18 protein-coding genes are annotated in these 21,527 nt (G+C 73.9%); 9 read left to right on the top strand and 9 right to left on the bottom strand.

What is annotated here, in order from left to right; genetic code table 11:
* Entirely contained in the window at positions 1-2,454 is a 2,454-nt protein-coding gene (locus ACIBR0_RS19135; protein WP_396717291.1) for a PEP/pyruvate-binding domain-containing protein, read from the bottom strand.
* A 129-nt stretch (positions 2,455-2,583) separates the two neighbouring features.
* On the opposite strand from ACIBR0_RS19135, the gene ACIBR0_RS19130 reads away from it, so the two are divergent.
* Complete coding sequence (locus ACIBR0_RS19130; RefSeq protein WP_396717288.1) at positions 2,584-3,114, top strand: GNAT family N-acetyltransferase; 531 nt, start codon at positions 2,584-2,586, stop codon at positions 3,112-3,114.
* Here ACIBR0_RS19130 and ACIBR0_RS19125 read toward each other — a convergent pair.
* Together ACIBR0_RS19125 and ACIBR0_RS19120 are read right to left on the bottom strand one after the other, a co-directional pair.
* Positions 3,101-3,868 (bottom strand): class I SAM-dependent methyltransferase, encoded by a 768-nt coding sequence (locus tag ACIBR0_RS19125; RefSeq protein WP_396717286.1) that lies wholly within the window; start codon positions 3,866-3,868, stop codon positions 3,101-3,103. The genes ACIBR0_RS19130 and ACIBR0_RS19125 overlap by 14 nt on opposite strands.
* A gap of 2 nt (positions 3,869-3,870) precedes the next feature.
* On the bottom strand, positions 3,871-4,599 hold the full coding sequence (locus ACIBR0_RS19120; protein WP_396717284.1) for an SDR family oxidoreductase: 729 nt from the start codon (positions 4,597-4,599) through the stop codon (positions 3,871-3,873).
* 75 nt (positions 4,600-4,674) lie between these two features.
* Between ACIBR0_RS19120 and ACIBR0_RS19115 the strand changes: the two genes are divergently transcribed.
* The 3 genes from ACIBR0_RS19115 to ACIBR0_RS19105 all read left to right on the top strand — a co-directional run bounded on the left by ACIBR0_RS19115 (position 4,675) and on the right by ACIBR0_RS19105 (position 6,764).
* Positions 4,675-5,508 (top strand): patatin-like phospholipase family protein, encoded by an 834-nt coding sequence (locus ACIBR0_RS19115; protein ID WP_396717282.1) that lies wholly within the window; start codon positions 4,675-4,677, stop codon positions 5,506-5,508.
* 40 nt (positions 5,509-5,548) lie between these two features.
* Entirely contained in the window at positions 5,549-6,007 is a 459-nt protein-coding gene (locus ACIBR0_RS19110) for a peroxiredoxin (RefSeq protein WP_396717280.1), read from the top strand.
* Positions 6,008-6,074: 67 nt separating this feature from the next.
* The gene (locus ACIBR0_RS19105) at positions 6,075-6,764 is read left to right on the top strand and encodes a hypothetical protein (protein ID WP_396717278.1); all 690 of its coding nucleotides are present in this window, start codon (positions 6,075-6,077) and stop codon (positions 6,762-6,764) included.
* Positions 6,765-6,807: 43 nt separating this feature from the next.
* On the opposite strand, the gene ACIBR0_RS19100 is transcribed toward ACIBR0_RS19105, so the two are convergent.
* The 3 genes from ACIBR0_RS19100 to ACIBR0_RS19090 form a co-directional block, all read right to left on the bottom strand.
* Positions 6,808-8,337 (bottom strand): hypothetical protein, encoded by a 1,530-nt coding sequence (locus ACIBR0_RS19100; RefSeq protein ID WP_396717276.1) that lies wholly within the window; start codon positions 8,335-8,337, stop codon positions 6,808-6,810.
* A gap of 479 nt (positions 8,338-8,816) precedes the next feature.
* Complete coding sequence (gene cydB, locus ACIBR0_RS19095) at positions 8,817-9,815, bottom strand: cytochrome d ubiquinol oxidase subunit II (protein ID WP_396717274.1); 999 nt, start codon at positions 9,813-9,815, stop codon at positions 8,817-8,819.
* Between the two features lie 14 nt (positions 9,816-9,829).
* On the bottom strand, positions 9,830-11,245 hold the full coding sequence (locus ACIBR0_RS19090) for a cytochrome ubiquinol oxidase subunit I (RefSeq protein WP_396717415.1): 1,416 nt from the start codon (positions 11,243-11,245) through the stop codon (positions 9,830-9,832).
* Between the two features lie 188 nt (positions 11,246-11,433).
* Between ACIBR0_RS19090 and ACIBR0_RS19085 the strand changes: the two genes are divergently transcribed.
* A complete protein-coding gene (locus tag ACIBR0_RS19085; RefSeq protein WP_396717272.1) occupies positions 11,434-12,204 on the top strand; it encodes a lysophospholipid acyltransferase family protein in 771 nt (256 codons plus the stop codon).
* Between the two features lie 57 nt (positions 12,205-12,261).
* On the opposite strand, the gene ACIBR0_RS19080 is transcribed toward ACIBR0_RS19085, so the two are convergent.
* From ACIBR0_RS19080 to ACIBR0_RS19070, 3 genes are read right to left on the bottom strand one after another with little or no spacing between them, the layout of a single operon-like run.
* Entirely contained in the window at positions 12,262-12,615 is a 354-nt protein-coding gene (locus tag ACIBR0_RS19080; RefSeq protein ID WP_396717270.1) for a hypothetical protein, read from the bottom strand.
* A gap of 9 nt (positions 12,616-12,624) precedes the next feature.
* On the bottom strand, positions 12,625-14,319 hold the full coding sequence (locus tag ACIBR0_RS19075) for a hypothetical protein (RefSeq protein WP_396717268.1): 1,695 nt from the start codon (positions 14,317-14,319) through the stop codon (positions 12,625-12,627).
* Positions 14,316-14,987: a hypothetical protein gene (locus ACIBR0_RS19070; protein ID WP_396717266.1), complete on the bottom strand. Its 672-nt coding sequence runs from the start codon at positions 14,985-14,987 to the stop codon at positions 14,316-14,318. The genes ACIBR0_RS19075 and ACIBR0_RS19070 overlap by 4 nt, the downstream gene beginning before the upstream one ends.
* 147 nt (positions 14,988-15,134) lie before the next feature.
* Between ACIBR0_RS19070 and ACIBR0_RS19065 the strand changes: the two genes are divergently transcribed.
* The 4 genes from ACIBR0_RS19065 (at position 15,135) to ACIBR0_RS19050 (ending at position 21,421) form a co-directional block, all read left to right on the top strand.
* The gene (locus ACIBR0_RS19065; protein WP_396717264.1) at positions 15,135-15,905 is read left to right on the top strand and encodes a glycerophosphodiester phosphodiesterase; all 771 of its coding nucleotides are present in this window, start codon (positions 15,135-15,137) and stop codon (positions 15,903-15,905) included.
* Between the two features lie 22 nt (positions 15,906-15,927).
* On the top strand, positions 15,928-17,328 hold the full coding sequence (locus ACIBR0_RS19060; RefSeq protein ID WP_396717262.1) for an MFS transporter: 1,401 nt from the start codon (positions 15,928-15,930) through the stop codon (positions 17,326-17,328).
* A 53-nt stretch (positions 17,329-17,381) separates the two neighbouring features.
* A complete protein-coding gene (locus ACIBR0_RS19055) occupies positions 17,382-18,095 on the top strand; it encodes a thymidine kinase (protein WP_396717260.1) in 714 nt (237 codons plus the stop codon).
* A gap of 134 nt (positions 18,096-18,229) precedes the next feature.
* Entirely contained in the window at positions 18,230-21,421 is a 3,192-nt protein-coding gene (locus ACIBR0_RS19050) for an FtsX-like permease family protein (protein ID WP_396717258.1), read from the top strand.
* The last annotated feature ends 106 nt before the right edge of the window (positions 21,422-21,527 follow it).

The raw sequence follows: 21,527 nt of genomic DNA, 5'->3' as shown, positions 1-21,527 counted from the left end.
TCATCCTCGGCTCGGCGTCGGGCTCGGCTCGGGTACGGCGGGTGCGGTGGCCTCGTGCGGGGTGACGGTCCCGGTCGCGCCGTCGACCGTGATGATCTGTCCGGTGGTGATCCGGCGGGTGGCGTCGGGGACGCAGATGACGGCCGGGATGCCGTACTCGCGTGCCACGGTGGGTCCGTGGGCCATGATGGCGCCGGTGTCGGTGACCAGCGCGGCGGCGGTGAGGAACAGCGGGGTCCAGCCCGGGTCGGTGGTGGCGGCGACGAGGATGTCACCCGGTTCGAGGTGGGCGGTGGCCGGGTCGTGGACGACCCGGGCGGGGCCGGTGACCCGGCCGGGGGCCGCGCCGACGCCCCGCAGCGCGGTGCCGGTGGCGGGTGCGGCCGGCAGGACGGTCTCGACGTCGGTGCCGTCGGAGAGCAGGGCCACGGGCACCGTCCTGCGGCGCAACTCCCGGTGGTGGACGACCTTGCGGGCGGCGGCCGTCGGTCGCTGGTCGGTGCCCCGGTGCACGGCGTCGTGGACCTCGTCGAGGGTGAGGAACATGATGTCGTCGGGGTGCTCCAGCAGGGCGGCGGCGGTGAGGTCGGCGCCGATGAGCAGCAGGTGGCGTCGCCTCTCGCGCAGGTGGTAGAGGCCGGCGAACTTGCCCGCCTCGCGGAGGCCGGCCAGTTCGCGTGCCCGGCGCAGGAGGAACACGGCCAGCCGGCCGCGTACGGGCCGGCGGCGGCGGGCGCGGGTGGCGATGCCGTCGAGGGTGGCCTCGGCGGTGGCGGCGGCGCGGGCGAAGCGTCGGTCGGGGGCCTGGTCGGCGTCGGTGAGCCGGAGGTAGTTGGCGAGCATCGCGAAGATCGGTGTCGGGTCCTCCTCCCAGCGCGGTACGCCGAGGTCGACTTCGGCGACGCCGCGGTGGCCGTAGCTGTCGAGGAACGCGGCGAGCCCGATGTCGGGGAGTCTCCCCTGGCGGTGCAGGAGCGCCAGCCGGTGCGGGGGTGTGTCCAGCAGCAGGCGGCGGTGCTCGGTGGCGCGTTCGGCGATGCGCCACAGCGCGAGGTCCATCTCGATGGTCACGTTGTGGGGCATGCCGCCGAGAACCCGCTGGATCTCGTCCGGTGCGACGAGGCCCTTCAGGAGATGCGACGGCACGGACGCGGCCAGGATGCCGGCGACGACGGGCCACGTGATCTCGTCGTGGCTGTCCGTCGCGTCCTGCGTCTGGACCAGGCGCAGCCGGTCGGCGGTGGTGGTCGTCGGCCCGTCGAATGCGGTCGAGGCGAGCCGCATCCGGTCGACGGCGTGGAACAGGCGGGTCCGGGCGGCGTCGGGCCGGGCGAGGGTACGCAGGATTCCGGTGACTGCGCGGGCGGCCGTACGCAGGGCGTCGGGGTTCGCCGTGCGGGCGCGGGTGGCGCCGCGCTCGAGCGGGGCGAAGCGGGGGTCGGCCAGGACGTGTTCCATGGCGGCCTGGGCCCGCGGGCCGAAGTCGACGGCCATGAGCTTGACCAGGCGCTTGCGGGCGGACCGGTCGCGGGCGAGGTCGGTCAGGTCACCGTAGAGGCGGCCGCCGATGTCGACGATCTCGACCTTGAGGCCGAGCGGGGCGAGCATGGCGGCGATCAGTTCCCTGAGGGTGGACATGCCCATCGGGGTGACGGGTTGGAGCATGCCCTGGACGTGCCCGAACTCGAGGTAGACGCGGGGTTGGGGCTTGTCGGTGGCCGGTGGCAGGGGGAACAGGGTGGTGATGGGCCGGGACTGGAGCACCCAGAGGGTGTCCTGCTCGTCGATGGCCCACTCGATGTCCTGGTTGCTGCCGGCGTGGCCCTGGATGCGGACGCCTGCGGCGTGCAGGTCGGCGAGGTGCGCCGGGGTGAGGACTCCCCTGGCGGGCTGGTCGGATCCGTCGAGGACGTAGTGGTCGGCGGCGGTGGCGCCGTCCACCACGGCGGTGCCGGGTCCCGGGGCGGCGTCGACCATCATCTGGGTACGGCAGCCGGTCAGCGGGTTCGCGGTGAACAGCACTCCGGAGACGGCCGGGGCGATCATCTGTTGCACGACGACGGCCATGCGGACCGTGTCGTGGTCGATGTGGTGGGCGTCGCGGTAGGCGGTGGCGCGGGGGCCGTGCAGGGACTGTCCGCAGGCGCGGATGGCGGCGAGGAGGTCGGTGGCGCCGGTGACGTCGAGGAGGGTGTCCTGCTGGCCGGCGAAGCTGGCGTCGGGCAGGTCCTCGGCGGTGGCGCTGGAGCGTACGGCCACCGGGCCGCCGCCGAGGCGCTGGTAGGCGTCGATGATCTCCGCCTCGGGGAGGGCGTCGAGGTCGGTCTCGGTGGTGATGCAGAAGCCGGGCGGGACGCGCTCGCCGTGCCGGATGAGGTCCCCCAGGCCGGCTGCCTTGCCGCCGACGAGGTCGCGCAGGTCGGCGGTGATGTCGGACAGGGGGATGATCTGCATGGGACGCCTCTTCCTTTGCAATGCACGTGCATTGCATCCGACCGTACCCGGTTGGCGATACGACTGCAATGCCAACGGTTCGGACAGGTCACCCCTCGCGGCGTCGCCCGTGGCCGGAGAATCGTCGGCATGACGGCCCTGTCCGCCGAGGAGATGGTCACGGCACGACTGTCGCTGCGCCGCCCGACGCCCGCCGACGTCGCGCGGATCCACGCCCTGCACACCGACCGGCGGGCCTGCGCGCACAACCCATCGGACCTGCTGACCGACGTGGCCGAGGCCGAGGACCGGTACCGCGCGTGGGACGCGCACTGGCGGGCGTACGGCTTCGGGTACTGGACGGTGCGCCCGCGCCGCGACCCGCAGCGGGCGGCGCTGGGGTTCTGCGGGGTGAAGGTGGTGCGGTGGGACGAGGTCGAGGTGCTGAACCTGTTCTACCGGCTCGACCCGGCGGTGTGGGGTGCCGGGCTGGCCACGGAGGCGGCGACGGCGGTGGTGTCGTGGGCGACGCGGACGGTGCCCGGGCGACCGGTGGTGGCGCGGGTGCGGCCGGCGAACGTGGCGTCGGCGTGGGTGGCGGCGCGGGCGGGGCTGCGGCGTGCGCCGGACCTGGACCGGTGGGGCGAGGACGGCCTGGACGAGGTCTTCACGTCCGGGTGAGATCGGTGTCGTCCCCGGCCCGGCCGGGGCGGCGCGCGAGGACCAGGGTGGTGTGCAGCCGGACGACCACCCTGCCGCCGAAGCCGTCGACGGTGCGGCGCAACGCGGTCAGGCCGCGGGTCTGCTCGTCGAGTGTGCGGCGGCGGAAGGGGCCGCCGAAGGTGCGGACCAGGTCCAGGTAGCGGTCGGTGGTGAAGGGGACGTCGCGGAGCCGTGTCGTGGCGGTGACGTCGGTGAACAGGCCGCTGCCGGCGATGTCGTCGTGGAACCAGTCGGGCCGGCGGCGGGGTGCGGTGGGGTCGGCGGTGCGGAAGACGGCGTCGAGGGCCCGGCCGTGCTCGGGGTCGGCGTAGCCGTAGGTGTGGCCGAGGATGGCGAGGGTGCCGCCGGGGGTGAGCGCGCCGTGGGCGTGCCGGTTGCGGATGGCGGGGTCGAGCCAGTGCCAGGAGAGGGCGGCGGCGAGCAGGGGCACGCCACCGTCCGGTGGCCGCCACTGCTCGAAGGTGACGCCGAGGACGCGGACACCGGGGTGGCGGGCGGCGAGCACGGCCGCCATCCGGGGGTCGGGTTCCAGGCAGGTGACCGGGGCACCGAGGTGCAGCAGCAGCTCGGTGCCCTTGCCGGTGCCGGCGCCGATCTCCACGACGCCGGTCGGTGTGCCCCCGTGGTAGTCCCGGACGGCGCCGGCGAGGTCGGCGGGATAGCCGGGGCGGACGTCGTCGTACAGGTCGGCGACCTCGCCGAAGACTCCCATGTCTACAGACCTCCGGCGATGCGCAGGACGGCTCCGGTGGTGTAGCTCGCGTCGGGACCGAGCAGCCAGGCGATGGCGCCGGCGACCTCGTCGGGTTCGCCGGCGCGGCCCAGCGGGATGCGGCCGGCGGAGCGGTCGGGGCGGTCGGGTTGCCCGGACAGGGCGTGGATGTCGGTGCGGATGACGCCGGGGGCGACGGCGTTGACGCGGATGCCGCGGGGCGCGAGTTCCTTGGCCAGGCCGGTGGTGAGGGTGTCGGTGGCGGCCTTGACGGCGGCGTAGTGGATGTACTCCCCCGGGCTGCCGAGGGTGGCCGCGGCGGAGGAGACGTTGACGATGGCCGCGCCGGTGGTCATGCGGCGGGCGGCCTGTTGGGCGCAGAGGACGTAGCCGACGAGGTTGACGTCGACGACGTGGCGCAGGTCGGCGGGGTCGAGGTCGACGAAGGCACCGATGGGGCTGGTGACGCCGGCGTTGTTGACCAGACCGGTGATCTGCCCGAGGGCGGCGGCGGCGTCGAAGAGGCGCACGACCTGCTCGGGATCGCGGGTGTCGGTGGCGACGGCGACGGCGCGTACGCCGGTGGTGCGCAGCTCGGCCAGGACGGACTCGGCGGCGGCGCGGTCGCGGCGGTAGCCGATGGCGACGTGGTGGCCGACGCGGGCGAGGCGGCGGGCGGTGGCCGCGCCGATGCCGCGACTGCCGCCGGTGACGACGGTGACCTGTGCCAATGTGTTCCCCCTGTCCCCCGTGCTGGCCGCGACGTTACCGTGGCCGGCAGGTCGGGCGGGAGATGGGAGTGGTCCATGGCACGGGCGTTGGTGCTCGGTGGGGGCGGGGTGACCGGGGTGGCCTGGGAGCTGGGGCTGCTGGCCGGGCTGGCGGAGCGGGGTGTGGATCTGCTGGGCGCCGACCTGGTGGTGGGCACGTCGGCGGGGTCGGTGGTGGGCGCCCAGGTGTGTTCCGGGGCGCCGGTGGAGGACCTGTACGCGGCGCAGCTACGCGACCCCGGCGGTGAGGTGGCGGCCCGGTTGGGGTGGCCGGTACTGGCGCGGCTGCTCTGGGCGGGTGGGCTCACCCGGGACGGGGCGCGGGCACGGGCGCGGATCGGCGCGATGGCGGTGACGGCGCGTACGCCGTCGGAGGCGTCGCGGCGGGCGGTGATCGAGGCCCGGTTGCCGGTGCGGGAATGGCCCTCGCGGCGGTTGCTGGTGACCGCGGTGGACGTGGCGTCCGGCGAGTTCGTGGTGTTCGAGGCGTCCTCGGGGGTGTCGTTGGTGGACGCGGTGGGGGCGAGTTGCGCGGTCCCGGTGGTGTGGCCGCCGGTGACGATCGGTGGGCGACGGTTCATGGACGGGGGGATGCGCTCGGCGGTGAACGCGGACCTCGCGGCGCAGGCGCGGGCGGTGGTGGTGCTGGCGCCGATGTCGGCCGCGTTCGGGCCGATGCCGCGGTTGTCGGCGCAGGTGGCCGCGCTGCAGGCGGCGGGGTCGCAGGTGGCGGTGGTGGCGCCGGACGCGGCGGCGCGGACCGCGATCGGCCGCAACGTGCTGGATCCGGCGCGCCGGGCGGGCGCGGCGCGGGCCGGTCGGGCGCAGGCGCACGCGGTGGCCGAGGAGGTCTCGGCGGTGTGGGGCTGATCGCCTAGGCTCGCGCCGTCGGTGTCGAGGTGGAGGTGGCGTGGTGGTTGGTGCGGGCGACGTGGTGGAGGACTTCGAGCTGCCGGACGAGACGGGCCGTCCGCGGCGGTTGTCGGAGTTCCTGGCGTCGGGTCCGGTCGTGTTGTTCTTCTACCCGGCGGCGATGACGCGGGGGTGCACGGCGGAGAGCTGCCACTTCCGGGACCTGGCGGCGGAGTTCGCGGCGGTGGGCGCGCAGCGGGTGGGCATCAGCCGGGACCCGGTGGCGAAGCAGGCGGAGTTCTCCCGGCTGCACGGCTTCGACTATCCGCTGCTGTCGGATGTCGACGGTGCGGTGGCGTCTCGGCTCGGCGTACGGCGGCGGTTGCCGTTGGGTCCGTTGAGCACGAAGCGGGTGACGTTCGTGATCGGCACGGACTCGCGGGTCGTCGACGTCATCCACTCCGAGGTGAGCATGAACGAGCACGCGGACCGGGCGTTGCGGGCGCTGGGGGGTTGATCTTCCGGGTGTCGGGGTCGGCTGGTATCAAGGCAGCAATCAGACACGTGTACGGAAGAGGGCTGTGATGGCGGGCCAGGGTTTGTCCACGGAAGACGTCGCCGGTATCCGGGAGGCGCTGGCGGCGGGACGCAAGCCGAAGGTGGTGTTCACCTCCTCGGCCGGGCAGGTCGCCGGGCAGGTGGGTCAGGTGGTGGAGCTGACCGACCCGGCGGTGTCCGACGAGTACGTGGTGGTGCGGTTCGGGCGCGACGAGTTGCCCTTCTCCCCCGCCGACGTGGCGATCGCGCCGCGGGGCGCCGGGCGCCGGGCGGCGGAGCCGAAGGCCGAGGAGCCGGAACCGGAACCGGAACCGAAGCCGGCGACGCCGGAGTTCGTGCTGGACACGCCCCGGGTGCCGGCGCCGCGCCGGGATGAGCCGAAGGTGGAACAGCAGGTGGAGCCGAAGCCGGCGCGGCGTCCGGTGAAGGCCGCGAAGCCGAAGGGCCCGGCGGGTCTGACGGTGACGCTGGCGTACGCCGAGGGTGAGTGGACGGTGGCGGCGCAGCAGGGCAGCAAGGCCCTGGCGAAGCCGTACGTGGTGAAGCCGGCCGAGGCGTTGCGGATGGTGGCGCTGGTGGACGTGCCGGGGGTGCACGAGGCGGTGGAGCAGATCATGGCCGCGGAGCGGGCGGAGGCGGAGCAGCAGGCGGAGAAGCTGCGCGCCGAGCTGGCCGAGATCGAGGCGCGCCTGGCGGAGCTGCGCGAGGCGCACTGATCTGCCACCGGCGGCGCTGATCAGAGTGCCGGCGCATGGCCGGTCAGCGCCGCCGGTGGGGCCTGGGACCTTGGGCAAAAGCCGGTTCGTCCCGTGCCAGGTCGGTGGCCGCCGGCGCCTCGGAAGCCGCCGGTGCCTCGCCGGGCGCGGGCGTGGCGGCGGGCGCGCGCCGGCGGCGCAACGCGGCGACCCGGTCGGTGACCGACGCCACGACGGCCTGAATCGCGGCGGCCGCCAGGAGGACCAGCCCGACCCGCAGCAGCACCGCCTCCTGGATGCCGAAGCGGCTGTACTCGCCGGCCGAGTACATCGTGCCGGCCACCGCGCTGCCCATGCTCGCCAGGACGACGAGTGTGCCGGCCACCGCGAGCAAGCGGGCGCCTCGGAACGCCCGGGCCAGCAGGCCGGCGCCTAACGTCACCAGGAAGATCAGACCGGCCTGCGGCAGCACCCGGTCCGGCTGCGGGAAGAAGACCCGTTCCGGGAAGGTCGGCACGCCCGGCACCGGTTTGGCGTACCGGACTGTGCCACCCAGCGAGGTCGGCAGCAGCTTCAGCACCGTGTCGGCGTAATGCTTCGGGTGGGCCAGGGCGTACCGGTAGCCGACCGACCCCTTCTCCCGTTGCACCCAGTCCATCAACGCCGGGCAGTCGCGATAGGCGACGATGAACTCGCCCATCGCCCCGGACCTCCCCTTGGCAAGCAACTCCGCCCGTTCACAGCGGGGCATTCCGAACTCCTGCTGGTAGGCGGACTTCACCTGCGGATCGTTGAGGACCTGGAAGCGCAGTCGGTACAGGAACGTCGCCTCGGACAGGCTCACGCCGGTCCCCCAGGACCGGTAGCTGTGGTCCACGGTCGGCACGATCGCCGCTTGCCAGGCCAGGCCGCCGAGCAGGACCACCGTGGCGGTGGCCGCGGCCCAGCGGTACCGGCGGAGCAGGACGTAACCGGCCAGCACGACGACCAGCAGCAGGACGTAGGGCAGCACGTCCTGTCGGGTGAAGGTCCACCAGAACGCCACCAGGACCAGCGCTGTTATCGCCACCCGTGAGCGGGTCCTGACCCAGATCGCCAGCAGCGCCAGCGCCGCGATGCCGAGGCTGATCGACAGCGACTCGGAGAGGATGGCGTGGTCCCACGGGTAGACCGACCGGCTCAGGGCCAGGCAGATCAGCGCGGCGGCGGCGAAGACCCGCACCGGCAGGGAGCGCAACAGCAACCAGCAGGCGCAGACCAGCAGGGACCAGGCCAGTGTGCTGATCGTCCACTGCAGCACCACGCGGGCCGGGTCGGTGTCGACCATCGCGTACAGCAGCGGTACGCCCCACGGTCGCGGTGCGTGGCCGGTGAACGACAGCGTTTCTATCGGGTTGCCCGACCGGGCTGCGTACGAGCCGGCGTCGGGCGAGGTGAAGACGGTGAACCCGGTCAGGATCCGGACCCGCGCGGCCAGGTAGGCGCCGAGCAGGGCGGCGAGGGGCAGGTGCCGCCAGCGTGGAATCCACCCCCGCCGGCGAGGCGGGGGGGCCGACGAGGTGCGTTCTACTGCTTCGGCAGCCGCTACGGGCATGCGGAATCCTCACGAGCCGTGGGGGTGATGGCGGGAAGGATAACCAACGGGCGGCATTCCGGTTGCCCGCCCAACGGGTGGCAGAGGGTCCCGCGCTCAATCGGATGGTTCGGTCGGCCTGTCCCGCCGAAACGGACCACCCGTCCGCTCCTTCGTCCGGGCGGTAGTGAGCGGTGGCGAACGCGGGCCGTCCCTCCCGGCGAGGAATACGGTGCGCGCGGGCTGTGCAGTGCCGCACGGCGAGCGCGCCGGGCACCGGCGTGATGATTGCTGACCTACGACAACGCCGGTGCGCCGACCTTCGGCTCGGTGGGGGGATGACGGTCAGCGACCGCGTGCGGCGGCGGGGTCGTGGCGGCCGCGGCCCGGGTACTGGATCTCGTGACCCGGCGGGCCGACGCCGACCTGGCGGCGGCGTAGCCGCCCACCCGGGGGCCGGTGCGGGCGGGCGGTCGCACCGGCCCCCGTCCTCGGGCCGGTCAGTGCTGCGGGATGTGCGCGACGCCGATGCGCTTGCGGAACACCCAGTACGTCCAGCCCTGGTAGGCCAGCACGATCGGGGTGAACACCACCGCCACCCAGGTCATGATCTTCAGGGTGTAGGGCGTGGAGGCGGCGTTGGTGGCGGTCAGCGTGCCGGCGGCGTCCAGCGTCGAGGGCAGGACGTTCGGGAACAGGGCCGCGAACAGGGTCGCCACGGCCAGCCCGATGGCCACGGCCGTGCCGGTGAAGGCCCAGCCCTCCCGGCGTACGCGAGCGGCGGCGAGACCACCGAGCAGCGCCAGCGCCGCGCCGACGGCGAACACGACGGCGGCCGCGCTGGAGCGGATGGTCAGCGTCCAGGACAGGAACGCCACCGCGAGCACGGCGGTGGCCACGCCGAGGCGCACCGCGAGCGCACTGGCGCGCTCGCGGACGTCGCCGACGGTCTTGAGCGCGATGAACACCGCGCCGTGGGTGAGGAACAGGGCCAGGGTGGTCGCACCACCGAGCAGGGCGTACGGGTTGAGCAGGTTCAGCAGGCCGCCGACGTACTCGTGGTCGGCGTCCAGGGGTACGCCGCGCAGGATGTTGGCGAACGCCACCCCCCACAGGACCGCCGGCAGCAGCGATCCCCAGAAGATCGCGGCGTCCCAGCGGCGCTTCCAGGCCGCCTCGGGGCGCTTGTGGCGGTACTCGAAGGCGACGCCGCGGGCGATCAGCGCGAGCAGGATCAGCAGCAGCGGCAGGTAGAAGCCGGAGAACAGGGTGGCGTACCACTCGGGGAAGGCGGCGAACATGGCGCCGCCGGCGGTGATCAGCCACACCTCGTTGCCGTCCCAGACGGGGCCGATGGTGTTGATCAGGACCCGGCGTTCGCGGTCGTCGCGGCCGAGGACGGGCAGCAGCATGCCGACGCCGAAGTCGAAGCCCTCGAGGATGAAGTAGCCGGTGAAGAGAACGGCGACGAGGAGAAACCAGATGGTCGTCAGTTCCACGGGATGCTCCGGTCTCAGTAGGCGAAGGCGAGCGGACGCTCGGCGTCGTCGTCGGTGTCGTCGGGTTCGGGCGCCGGGGTGACGTCGGGTACGCCGGCCCTGGCGTAGCGGACGAGCAGCTTGAACTCGACCACGGCGAGGGTGGCGTAGATCAGCGTGAACGCGGTGAAGGAGGTGAGGACCTCGGTCATCGAGACGCTGCGGGAGACGCCGTCGCGGGTGAGCATCTCGCCGAAGACGATCCACGGCTGGCGGCCCATCTCGGTGAAGATCCAGCCGAAGGAGTTGGCGAGCAGGGGCAGGACCGGCATGACCAGGCCGGCGCGCAGCAGCCACCGGCTGGTGGGGGTGCGACCCTTGCGGTGGGTCCAGAGCACGAGCAGGGCGATCGCGGCGGCGGCGAGACCGAAGGCGATCATGAACCGGAAGCTCCAGTAGGTGACCGGGATGATCGGGGTGTAGCTGCCGGCGCCGTACTGGCTGGCGTACTGCGCCTGGAGGTCGTTGATGCCCTGGACGGTGCCCTCGGGGTCGCCGGTGCCCAGGTACGACAGCAGGTACGGGATCTTGATGGCGAACAGCTCACGGGAGCCGTCGAGGCTGCCGACGGTGAGCAGGGAGAACGACGCGGGGCTCTCGGTGGAGTACAGGCCCTCGGCGGCGGCCATCTTCATCGGCTGCACCTGGGTCATGATCTTGCCCTGGATGTCGCCGGTGACGACCACGGCGAAGGCGGCGATCAGGGTCACCCACGAGCCGAACTTCGCGGCGAACCGGTAGGCCGGGGTGTCGGCGGAGTCGCGGTTGCGGATCAGGTGCCACACGGCCACGGCCACCAGCAGCGAGCCGGCGACGAGGAACGCGCCGGCGATGGTGTGCGGGAAGGTGATGAGGGCGACCTTGTTGGTGAGCACGGCGACGAAGTCGGTCAGTTCGGCGCGGCCGGTGTCGGGGTTGATGCGGTAGCCGACCGGGTTCTGCATGAACGAGTTCGCGGCGAGGATGAAGTAGGCGGACAGGTTCGTGCCGATCGCCGCGGCCCAGATGCTGGCCAGGTGCAGGCGCGGGGGCAGCCGGTCCCAGCCGAAGATCCACAGGCCGATGAAGGTGGATTCGAGAAAGAACGCGACGAGCGCCTCGATGGCCAGGGGTGCGCCGAAGATGTCGCCGACGAAGCGGGAGTAGTCGCTCCAGTTCATGCCGAACTGGAACTCCTGCACGATGCCGGTGACCACGCCCATCGCGAAGTTGATCAGGAAGAGCTTGCCGTAGAACCGGGTGAGCTTGAGGTACTTCTCGTTGCCGGTGCGGTGCCACAGGGTCTGGAGGATGGCGACCAGCACGGACAGGCCGATGGTCAGCGGCACGAAGAGAAAGTGGTAGACGGTGGTGACACCGAACTGCCAGCGGGCGACGTCCAACGCGTCCACCTGATACCCCCAGCTGCGCATACTACAAGACGTAGTAAATACTACTGCTCGTCGTAGAGGAATGGGCAGGGGCAGGGGTCCCGAACCGGCCCGGGACCAATGACCCTGATCACCCCCGGGCCACTCGGCAGGAGAAGTTCCGCCCCTTCCCCCGCGACCGGCCCCAACCGTGCGAGCATGTCCCGCTGATGGACACCGAACACTCCGGATGGCAGCCGCCGCTGATCTGGCGGGCCGCGCAACTGCTGGCCCGCGCCCTGGTCGGTGCCGTGGCCCGGCTGGAGGTCACCGGGGAGGTACCGGCGTCGCTGCGCCGGGGTCCCCTGGTGCTGGCCGCCAACCACATCAGCCCGTTCGACCCGGTGGTGCTGGCCGCCGCCTGCCGCGCCGTGGGCGTCTCCCCGCGGATCATGGCCACCGGCGGGCTGTTCCGCGCCCCGGTCGTCGGGACCGCGATGCGCCGCGCCGGACACATCCGCGTCGACCGGGGCACCGCCGCCGCCGGGCGCGCCCTCGACGACGCCGCCACCGCCGTCGGCCACGGGTCGGTGATCCTCGTGTACCCCGAGGGCCGCATCGGCCTGGACCCCGGGCTCTGGCCCGAGCGGGGCAAGACCGGGACCGCCCGCCTCGCCCTGCACTGCGACGCGCCGGTCATCCCCGTCGCCCAGTGGGGCTCCCACGAGGTGCTGCCCTACCGGGCACCGAAGGGGCTGCTGCGCGGCGTCGCCCGGTCGATGCTGCGCCGGCCGGTGGTCCGGGTGCGCTTCGGTGCGCCCGTCGACCTGGCCGACCTCACGTACGGCGCGCCCGGCACCGCCCGCCGGGCCACCGACCGGATCATCGACGCGATCACCGACAACCTGGTGCCGCTGCGCTCCGACGAACCCGAGCGACCCCGGCACGTCGACCCCGGCCGGCCGGTCGACCTCAGCCGCGCCCACCGGCGGCGCGCCTGAACCCCGACCCGTCCGCCCGGAACACCGATGCGGCCGGGTGGAACCGGCGCCCAGCGCTCAGGCGGCCTGTACCGCCCGGATCACCTCGGTCACCACCGCCGCCACCGGCGCCACCGGTGCGGCCAGCGCGGCGAGTTGGTGCAGCAGAGCCGCCGCGCGGCCCGGCTGCGCGTCCGGGCGGGACAGTTCGTCACGCACCTGCGCCGCGACCGCCACGGCCGGCCCCGGCAGGTCGGCCCGATGCCGCTCGACGACCTCCACCAACTGCCGCACCAGGGCGGCCACGTCGACCGCCGGCGGCGCCGTCGCGTGCAGGCCGCCCCCGACCGCGTACGCCCCGGGACCGACCGCCTGGTTGCCGACCTGGCTGGTTCCACCGGTCTGCTGGATCCCATAGTTGATCTCGGACATGCCGCTCCCTCACTCCGCGCCGGACCGGCCGCCTCGTGGCGCCGGCACCGGTTCGCCGCGCTGCTCCGCATGCGCCCCCGCACCCACCGCCTGGTTGCCCACGACACTGAGCCCACCGGTCTGGATGACACCCTGGTTCAGGATCATCGTCTGCCGCGAACGGAACTCGGCGGTGTCCACCCCGCGCTCGTCCAGGAAGTCCACGATGGCGGCCAGCACGTGCCGCTCGACGACCTTCAGGTGCTTGGCGGCGTCCAGCACCTGGAAGTAGTTGTGGTAGCCGCTGCCGGTCGCCAGTTCCCGCACCCCGACCCGGGCACCGTAGTCGTGGCCCAGGTCCTCCCGGGCCAGCCGCCTCGCCCGCGCCCGCCGCCGGTCGTACCGCAGGACACGGGTGGCGTCGGCGATCAGCCGCAGCGGCGCGCCCGCCGCCGTGCGCAGCAGCATCTCGGCACCGGTGGCGAGCAGTTGCGCGCCCTGGCTGGCCGGGACCCACTCCGTCAGCCGGTCCACGTCGTGGTACGCCCAGCGCGGCGGTTCCAGCAGGGTGCGGGCGCACTCCAGGTAGAGGACCCGGCCGTCGGTGGAGAAGTGCAGAAAGGTGCCGGCCACGACCTCCGCGCCCCAGGACGGCACCAGGGCGCACAGGTAGTGCCGGGCCGCGCCCTGCGGGCGGCCCGCCACCTGGCGTACCTCGTCGTCGGTCCAGCACTGTCGGGGCATCCGCTCCCGGTCGGGCAGCACCCGCGCGTCGTCGGTCAGCAGCCGCCCGCCCACGAAGATCCGGTCCTCCAGCACCAGCTCCGGCAGCCGGTCTGAGTCCGGTCCGTCGAGCCCGACCGCCGCCAGGCGGGACCGCACGTGGTCGATCAGGTCCAGCACCGCGAACGGCGCCGGCTGCCCCGACGTGCCGGTACGCGGTGCCGCGCCGGACAGGAGCGTGCCGTGCCCGGCCGGCACCAGGGGAAGCGCGAACGACCAGCCGGCGACCGGGGTGCCGTGCCCGACGAAGGGCACGTATCCGCTGTACACGGTCACGTTGCCCCGCTGGGCCTCCTCGACCGCGGCCAGGCGGGCCGCGTACCGGCCGTCGTGGGACGCGTCGGGCGCGCGGAACCGGCCACGGCGCAACCGGCCGACCAGCAGCCGCCGGGTGCCCCACAGGTGAGCCACGACCACCACGTACCCCGCCACGCCGAACGGCAGGGCCAGCACCGGCCGGCCGACCAGCCACCCGGGCAGGCCGGTCTCCCCGTCGCCGGTCGCGGCACCCTGCAGCTGAACCAGCAGCAGCACCGAGATCAGCGCCGTCGACACCAACGCCGCCAGCGGCCCGAGCGGCCCGTACCGGGTCGGCCGGAACGGGGCCAGTCTCGTGCCCAGCATCATCGCCGCGCCGGCCAGCAGCGTCCACAGCGGCGAGAGCACCACCGCGGCGCCACCGGCGATCAGCAGCCAAGCGTCCCGCCGCCGCCGGCGTCGCCGAGCGCGAAGGCACTGGCGGAGCACCGACGCGGCGTCGAAACCCACCGACGGGGCGACCGCGCGCAGGTCGTCGTCGAGCACCGCGGCCAGCGCCCGCTCGGCGAAGGCCTCGTCGGTGTACGCGGCCGCGGACAGGTAGCGGGTGGCCTCGCTGACCGCCCGCGACCGCCCGAGCGTGCCCTGCTCCGGCGCCACGCTCTGCTGAGGCATCGCGCTCACGTCCGGTCTCCGATCGTGGGGGCGTCGCCGCCCGTGGATGTCGTCGGTCGCAGCGCGGCCACCAGTGCCAGCGGGGCACCCAGCACGGCACCGGCGTACATCCCGCCGGCCAGCAGGGAGCGCAGGTATCCCGAGGAGTCGAGGGCGGCGTCGGAGACGAGCAGCTTCAGCAGCAGGACGGCGACGGCGGTCGCGGCGGCGGCGCCGGCCAGGGGGGCGCCGAGGGTCGCGAGCACCCGGTACGTTCGCGACGGCGCCGGACCGGCGGCGGCCAGGCGGCGCAGCAGCCACACCGTGGCCAGGACGAACACCAGCACCTTCGCGTTCTCCACCAGCCAGTACCCGCCGCCGTCGTCGGTGATCCGCGCCTGCCACCGCAGCCACGTCAACCCGAAGATCATCATCTCGACGAGGCTGGTGAGGACGGCACCGAGCCCGTCGGCGCTCGGCAGGCCGTAGCGCCATTCGGTGATCGCCTCGTACCCCCACGGGCTGCCGGCGACCAGAACCACGACGACGACCGCGGCGGCGACCCGCGGCAGGGGCCGACGCGGCTGCGGGGCCGGCACCGCGACCCGGGGTGGCAGGGGATCCAGCGCCCGCACCGTCAGCGGACCGGGGGCCGTCGGCGGTTGTCCGCCTGCTCCGGGTGATGTCCAGGAGATCATGGGCCCATCATCGGGGCGGCGGCCACCGAAGGGATCGCTACTGTCCGACATGCGGCAGTTACCGAACGAAGCCGGTGATCTGCGGTGCCGCGTACCCGCCGCCGGCCGGTCATGCGGCAGCCATCCGACCCCGGCATACTGCCTCGCGTGCTGACCGCCCCGCACCCCTACCTCGACGCGCCCGCGCCGCTGGCGTTCGCCCACCGCGGCGGCGCCGCCGACGGCGACGAGAACACCACCGCCGCCTTCGCGCGGGCGATCGGCCTGGGCTACCGGTACGTCGAGACCGACGTGCACGCCACCACCGACGGGGTGGCCGTCGTGTTCCACGACGCCACCCTGCGCCGGGTCACCGGCGAGCGGGGACGCATCGCCGACCTGCGGTGGGCGGACCTGGCCAGCGTCCGCGTCGGCGGCGCCGCCGTGGTGCCCCGCCTCGACGAGGTCCTCGGCGCGTGGCCGCAGGTGCGGTTCAACATCGACGTCAAGGCCGACCGGGGGGTCGAGCCGGCCGTGGCCACCGTCGAGCGGGTCGCCGCCGGTGACCGGGTGCTGCTCGCCTCGTTCAGCGACGCCCGGCTGGCCCGGCTGCGCGCCCTCACCGCGGGCCGCGTCGCCACCAGTCTCGGCATGCGCGGGGTGGCCCGGCTGCGGATGGCGTCGCTGACCGGCCGGCCGCTGCGGCTGCCGCCGTCGGTGGTGGCCGCGCAGGTGCCGGTCCGCTACGGGCGGGTGCCGGTGGTCGACCGACGATTGATCGCGCACTGCCACCGCATCGGCCTGCAGGTGCATGTCTGGACGATCGACGAACCTGCCGAGATGCACGAGTTACTCGACCTCGGCGTGGATGGCATCATGACCGATCACGTCGGCGTGCTGCGCGACGTCTACCGCAGCCGCGGCCACTGGGCCGCCTGACCCGCCCCGAGAAGGACCCGCGATGGCCGCAACCGTCACCCCGGCGGTGGACGACACCCCCTCCCCGTCGAGCACCCGCCGCGAGCGCACCGGCTGGTACTTCTACGACTGGGCGATGTCGGCCTTCTCCACCACGGTGATCACCGTCTTCCTGGGCCCGTTCCTCACCACCGTCACCGAGCTGGCCGCCGGCTGCGAGCTGGGCGCGGACACCTGCTCCGGGTACGTGTACCCGCTGGGCGTCAAGATCGCCGCCGGGTCGTACTTCCCGTACCTGGTCTCGCTGTCGGTGTTCCTCACCGTGTTCGTGCTACCGGTCATCGGCGCGGTCGCCGACCGGACGGCGCACAAGAAGCGGCTGCTGGCCGCCGCCGCGTTCACCGGCGCCGCCGCCACCGTCGGGATGCTCTTCGTCACCGGCGACCGCTACCTGCTCGGCGGGGCGCTGTTCATGGTCGCCAACATCGCCTTCGGCGCGGGCGTGGTCGTCTACAACTCCTTCCTGCCGCAGCTCGGCGGTCCCGACGACCGCGACGGCATCTCCAGCCGCGGCTGGGCGCTGGGCTACCTCGGCGGCGGCCTGCTGCTCGCGCTGAACCTGGTGGCGGTCACCATGCTCGGCGAGGAGGGCAACGACCAGCGCACCCTGGACCTGGCCCGCTGGTCGATCGTGTCGGCCGGTCTGTGGTGGGCGGTGTTCACCCTGGTGCCGCTGCGCTGGCTCCGCGAGCACCCCACCGCGGAGGCGCTCGCCGCCGCCCGCGGCGGCGGGAACGTGCTCACCGACGGATTCCGGCAGCTCGGCCGCACCCTGCGGCAGATGAAGGCGTACCCGCTGACGCTGTACTTCCTGCTGGCGTTCCTCGTCTACAACGACGGCATCCAGACCGTCATCGCCCTGGCCAGCCAGTACGGCACCGAGGAGCTGCGGCTGGGGCAGTCCACGCTGATCGTCACCATCCTGCTGGTGCAGTTCCTGGCCTTCGGCGGGGCGCTGCTGCTGGGGGCGCTCGCCCGGCGCATCGGCGCCTGGAAGACGGTGCTGCTGAGCCTCGTGCTGTGGACCGGGGTGATCCTCGCCGCGTTCCGGCTGCCCGCCGAGGCGCCGGTGCCGTTCATGGTCCTCGGCGCGGCGATCGGCCTGGTCCTCGGCGGCAGCCAGGCGCTGAGCCGGTCGCTGTTCAGCCAGCTCATCCCCGCCGGCCGGGAGGGCGAGTACTACGGCTTCTACGAGATCAGCGACAAGGGCACCAGCTGGCTCGGTCCGCTCGCGTTCGGCCTGGTGTTCCAGCTCACCAACTCCTACCGGGTGGGCCTGGTCTCACTGCTGATCTTCTTCGTGGTCGGGTTCGTCCTGCTGCTTGCCGTGCCCATGCGCCGGGCCATCGTCGCCGCCGGCAACACCCCGCCCCGGGTGCTCTGAGGGCGCCGCACGCCCGCAGGACCTGGGCGGTCGATGGGTTAGGCTGCCCGACCGTGACCGACCACGCCACCTCTCCGACCTGCCTCGCGCGTCCGCTTCCCGGCCCCGACGACAGCCCCGGCGGGTGCGCCGCGGCGCGTGGCGTGGACGGGCGTCCGCTGCACGCGGCGGCGCTGAAGTTCTTCTGGGGTCCGATGGACTGCGGCAAGTCCACCATGGCGTTGCAGATGAACCACAACCACTCGCGGCAGGGCCGCCGTGGCCTGGTGACCACCCGCATCGACCGGTCGCTGGGCCCGCAGGTCACGACCCGCATCGGGCTGGCCCACGAGGCCGTCGAGGTCACCGACGACCTGGACCTGCGCGCCCTGGTCCGCGACACCTGGGCCGAGGGCGTCCGGGTCGACTACCTGATCTGCGACGAGGCCAGCTTCTACAGCGTCGACCACGTCGAGCAGATGGCCGAGCTGGTCGACAGCTACGACGTGGACGTGTACGCGTTCGGCCTCGCCACCGACTTCCGGTCCTGCCTGTTCCCCGCCGTGCAGCGCCTGTTCGAGTTGGCCGACACCGTCGCCCGCATCCAGGTCGAGGTGCTGTGCTGGTGCGGCCGCGAGGGACTGCTCAACGCCCGGGTCGTCGGCGGGCAGGTGGTGCGCGAGGGCGCCCAGGTCGTCATCGGCGACACCGTCGACACCGCCGAGGTGCGCTACCAGGTGCTGTGCCGCCGCCACTACCGTGCCGGGGAGCTGGGCCCGCGCCGGTAAACGCGGGGTGCCGCCCGGCCGGTTGGACACGATTCGATCACGGCGCGAACCTTTCGGCGGGCCTGACCCCTTCCCCACGCGACGACGACGGCGAGCGGCGCCGGTCGCCCACGGGCACGGGGAGACACCACCACATGAGGCTCGCGTTACGACGCGCCCGGGGGGCGAAGGGACTGCTCCTCGCGGCGGCCGGGGCGACGCTGGTCGCGACCGCCGCGCTGACCGGGCTCAGCGCGTACAACGACGACGTCGTCGTCTCCGGCACCACCAGCGTGCTCGCCGCCGCCACCCCCGAGGAACGCTCGATCCTCGTGCGCGGTCCCGCCGGTGGCTCCGACGAGACGCTGCGCGAGCGGGACACCGCCCTGCGGGCCCACGTCGCCGCCGGCCTGTCCGGCCTCGACGCGCAGGTCACCGCCGCCGGCTACGCCGCCGGGCGGCAACTGCGCGGTGACACCGGCAGCGCCGTCCCCGACGCCGGCGGCGCCACCTACGCCTCCGTGGTGTTCCTCGACGACCTGGCCGCGCACGCCCGACTCACCGCCGGCGCGTGGCCCCAGCCGGGCCGCACCCCGGTGCAGACCGCGCTCGCCGAGCCGGTCGCCGCGACCCTCGGCGTCGGGGTGGGCGACCGCATTCCGGTCACCGACGGCTTCACCGGCCGGGTCACCCAGGTCGGCGTCGTCGGCGTCTGGCAGCCCCTCGATCCGGCCGACACCTACTGGCGGCTCGCCCCCGAGGTGGCCACCGGCACCCTGCCCGGCTCGGCCACGTACGGGCCGCTGACCGTGCACCGCGACGACTTCGGCACCCACTTCCGCACCAACGCCTCCGCCGGGTGGCTCGTCGAGCCTGACCTGGCGGCGGTCACCACCGGCACGGCGCTGGACCGGCTGGCCGACACCGCCGGTGCGGTCGCCTCCGGTGCGTCCGCCGCCGCCGGGCTCGGCGACGCCGGCACCGCCATCACCACCCTCGACGACCTGGTCCAACGCCTGCAACGCGCCACCCTGGTCGGGCGGTCCGCGCTGGTCACACCGATGCTCCTGGTGGTGGTGCTCGGCGGGTACGCGCTGCTGCTGGTTGCCGTCCTGCTCACCGAGCACCGCCGGGCCGAGACCGCGCTGCTGCGCGCCCGGGGCGCCGGCCGCTGGCAACTGGCCGGGCTCACCGCCCGGGAGGCCGCGCTGGTCGTCCTGCCCGCCGCCGCGATCGCACCGCCGCTGGCCACGCAGCTGCTGACGTACGCCGACCGGGTTCCCGCCCTGGCCGCGGTGTCGCTGCGTCCCGACGGTCCGGACGGCACGCTGTGGCTGGTCGCGGGCCTCGCGGCGGCCGGCTGCACCCTGGCGATGGTCGCGCCCGGCCTGCGCCGTGGCGTCAGCTACGTCGCCGACCAGGCCGCCCGCTCCCGGCCCAGCCGGCGCGGCGCGGTGCAGCGCGCCGGCGTCGACGTGCTGCTGGTCGCGCTGGCGGTGCTGGCCTGGTACCAGCTACGGCAGTACTCGTCACCGCTGTCCCGTAGCCGCTCCGGCGCCCTGGACGTGGACCCGCTGTTGGCCGCCGCCCCCACCATCGGGGTGCTCGCCGGCGCGGTACTCGCCCTGCGGCTGCTGCCCCCGCTGACCCGGCTGGCCGAACGGTGGGTCGACCGCAAGCCGTGGACGGCGACGATCCTCGGCACCTGGCAGGCCGGCCGCCGCCCGCACGCCGGCCCCGTGCTGCTGCTCGCCCTCGCCGTCGCCGTCGGCACCCTGGCCTGGTGTCTCGCCGCCACCAGCGAACGTTCCCTGACCGACCAGGCCGAACACCAGGTCGGGGCGGACCTGCGGCTCACCGAGGCCAACGGCTCCGCTCCCGCCGCGCGGACCGACCAGATCGCCGCACTGCCGGCCACCCGGGCCGCCCTGGCCACCTGGCGGGAGGCACTGCGGCTCGGACCGGTGTCCACCCCGGGTTCCCTGGTGGCCCTGGACGCGCGCACCGCCGAGGGGGTGGTGCGGCTACGACCGGACCTGGCCGACGGCGACGTGTTCGGCATGCTCGCCGGGAGCCGCGTCACCGCCCCGGTCACCGACCTGCCGGCCGACGCCCGCCGGCTCACCGGGGAACTGCTGACCCGCATCGTGAACGCCGACTCCACGGTGACCGTGCAGACGTACGCGGTCCTCGTCGACCCACACGGCGGCCACCGGCGGCTGGCGCTGGGCTCCACCCGCGACGGCGAGGCGCTGCGCTTCGCCGTCGACCTGCCCACCGGCGCGGGAGCGGCCCGCCTGGCCGGGTTCACCGTCGACAGCGTCGGCCGGCCCGGCATGATCCTCGACTGGCTCGTCCGGGACCTGCGCACCAGCGCCGACGCCACCGCCGGGGCGCCCGTCGACCTCGGCGCGGGCGGGTGGCGATGGACCGACCGGTCCGGCTCCACCGCCGAGGCGGCGGTCGCCGGCGCGACCGTCTCCGTCCGGTACACGCGGGAGGAGGACAGCGGCTTCGTCCTCCGCGGCACCGCCGTGCAACTGGCCGTCGTGCGGCCCGCCGCCGACGACCCGGTGCCCCTGGTGGCCACCCCGCAGGCGTTGGCGGCGCTGCGGGTCGACGTCGGTGACCGGACCCGGCTGTACCTGGCCGGCGCGGAGGTCGACGTGCGGATCACCGGGACCGTGGACTCCGTGCCCGGCAGCACCGAACCCGCGGCGCTGCTGGCCGACCTGCCGTCGTTGAGCAACCGGCTGGTCCACGACCACGGCATCGTGCGCGACCCGCAGGAGTGGTGGCTGTCGGTGGTGCCGCAGCAGCGCGAGCAGGCGGCCACGGCGGCGGCGGCCCTGGGCGGACTGAGCGTGTCCGACCGGCTGGCCGTCGCCGACGACCTGGCCGGTGACCCGTTCGGTGTGGGCGCCCGCGGAGCGCTGTTCGCCGCGGCGCTCGCCGCCGTGCTGTTGGCCGCCGTCGGCGTGGCCGTCGACGTCAGCGCCACCGCCCGGCGGCGGGCCACCGAACTTGCCGTCCTGCACACCCTCGGCGCCGGTCACCGCCTGGTGGCCCGCTCGCTGCTGGCCGAGCAGGCGTTCCTCGCCGGCCTGGGCGTGCTGGTCGGGCTCGTCGTCGGCATCGGCGTGGCCGCGACCATGGCCCCGCTGGTCATCCTGACGCCGTCGGCGGACCGGCCCACCCCGGAGCCGGTGCTGCACGTCGACTGGGGCCCGGTGGCGGCCACCTGCGTGGGTCTGCTGCTGCTGGCCCTGACCTTCAGCGCCAGCCTGTCGGCCACCATGCGGCGGCGGCTGACCGCCACCCAGCTACGGATCGGAGAGGACCGGTGAGGGCGAGGAGTGAGCTTGCGAGCCCCGCAGCCGCGAACGAAAGGCGGGCAGGGTGAGCGCGAGGAGTGAGCTTGCGAGCCCCGCAGTCGCGAACGAAAGGCGGGCA

The sequence above is a fragment of the Micromonospora sp. NPDC049497 genome (genome assembly GCF_044465805.1).
Lineage (GTDB): Bacteria > Actinomycetota > Actinomycetes > Mycobacteriales > Micromonosporaceae > Micromonospora.
The sequence above is the reverse complement of the archived record's forward strand: the minus strand, read 5'-3'. Positions and strand labels throughout refer to the sequence as shown.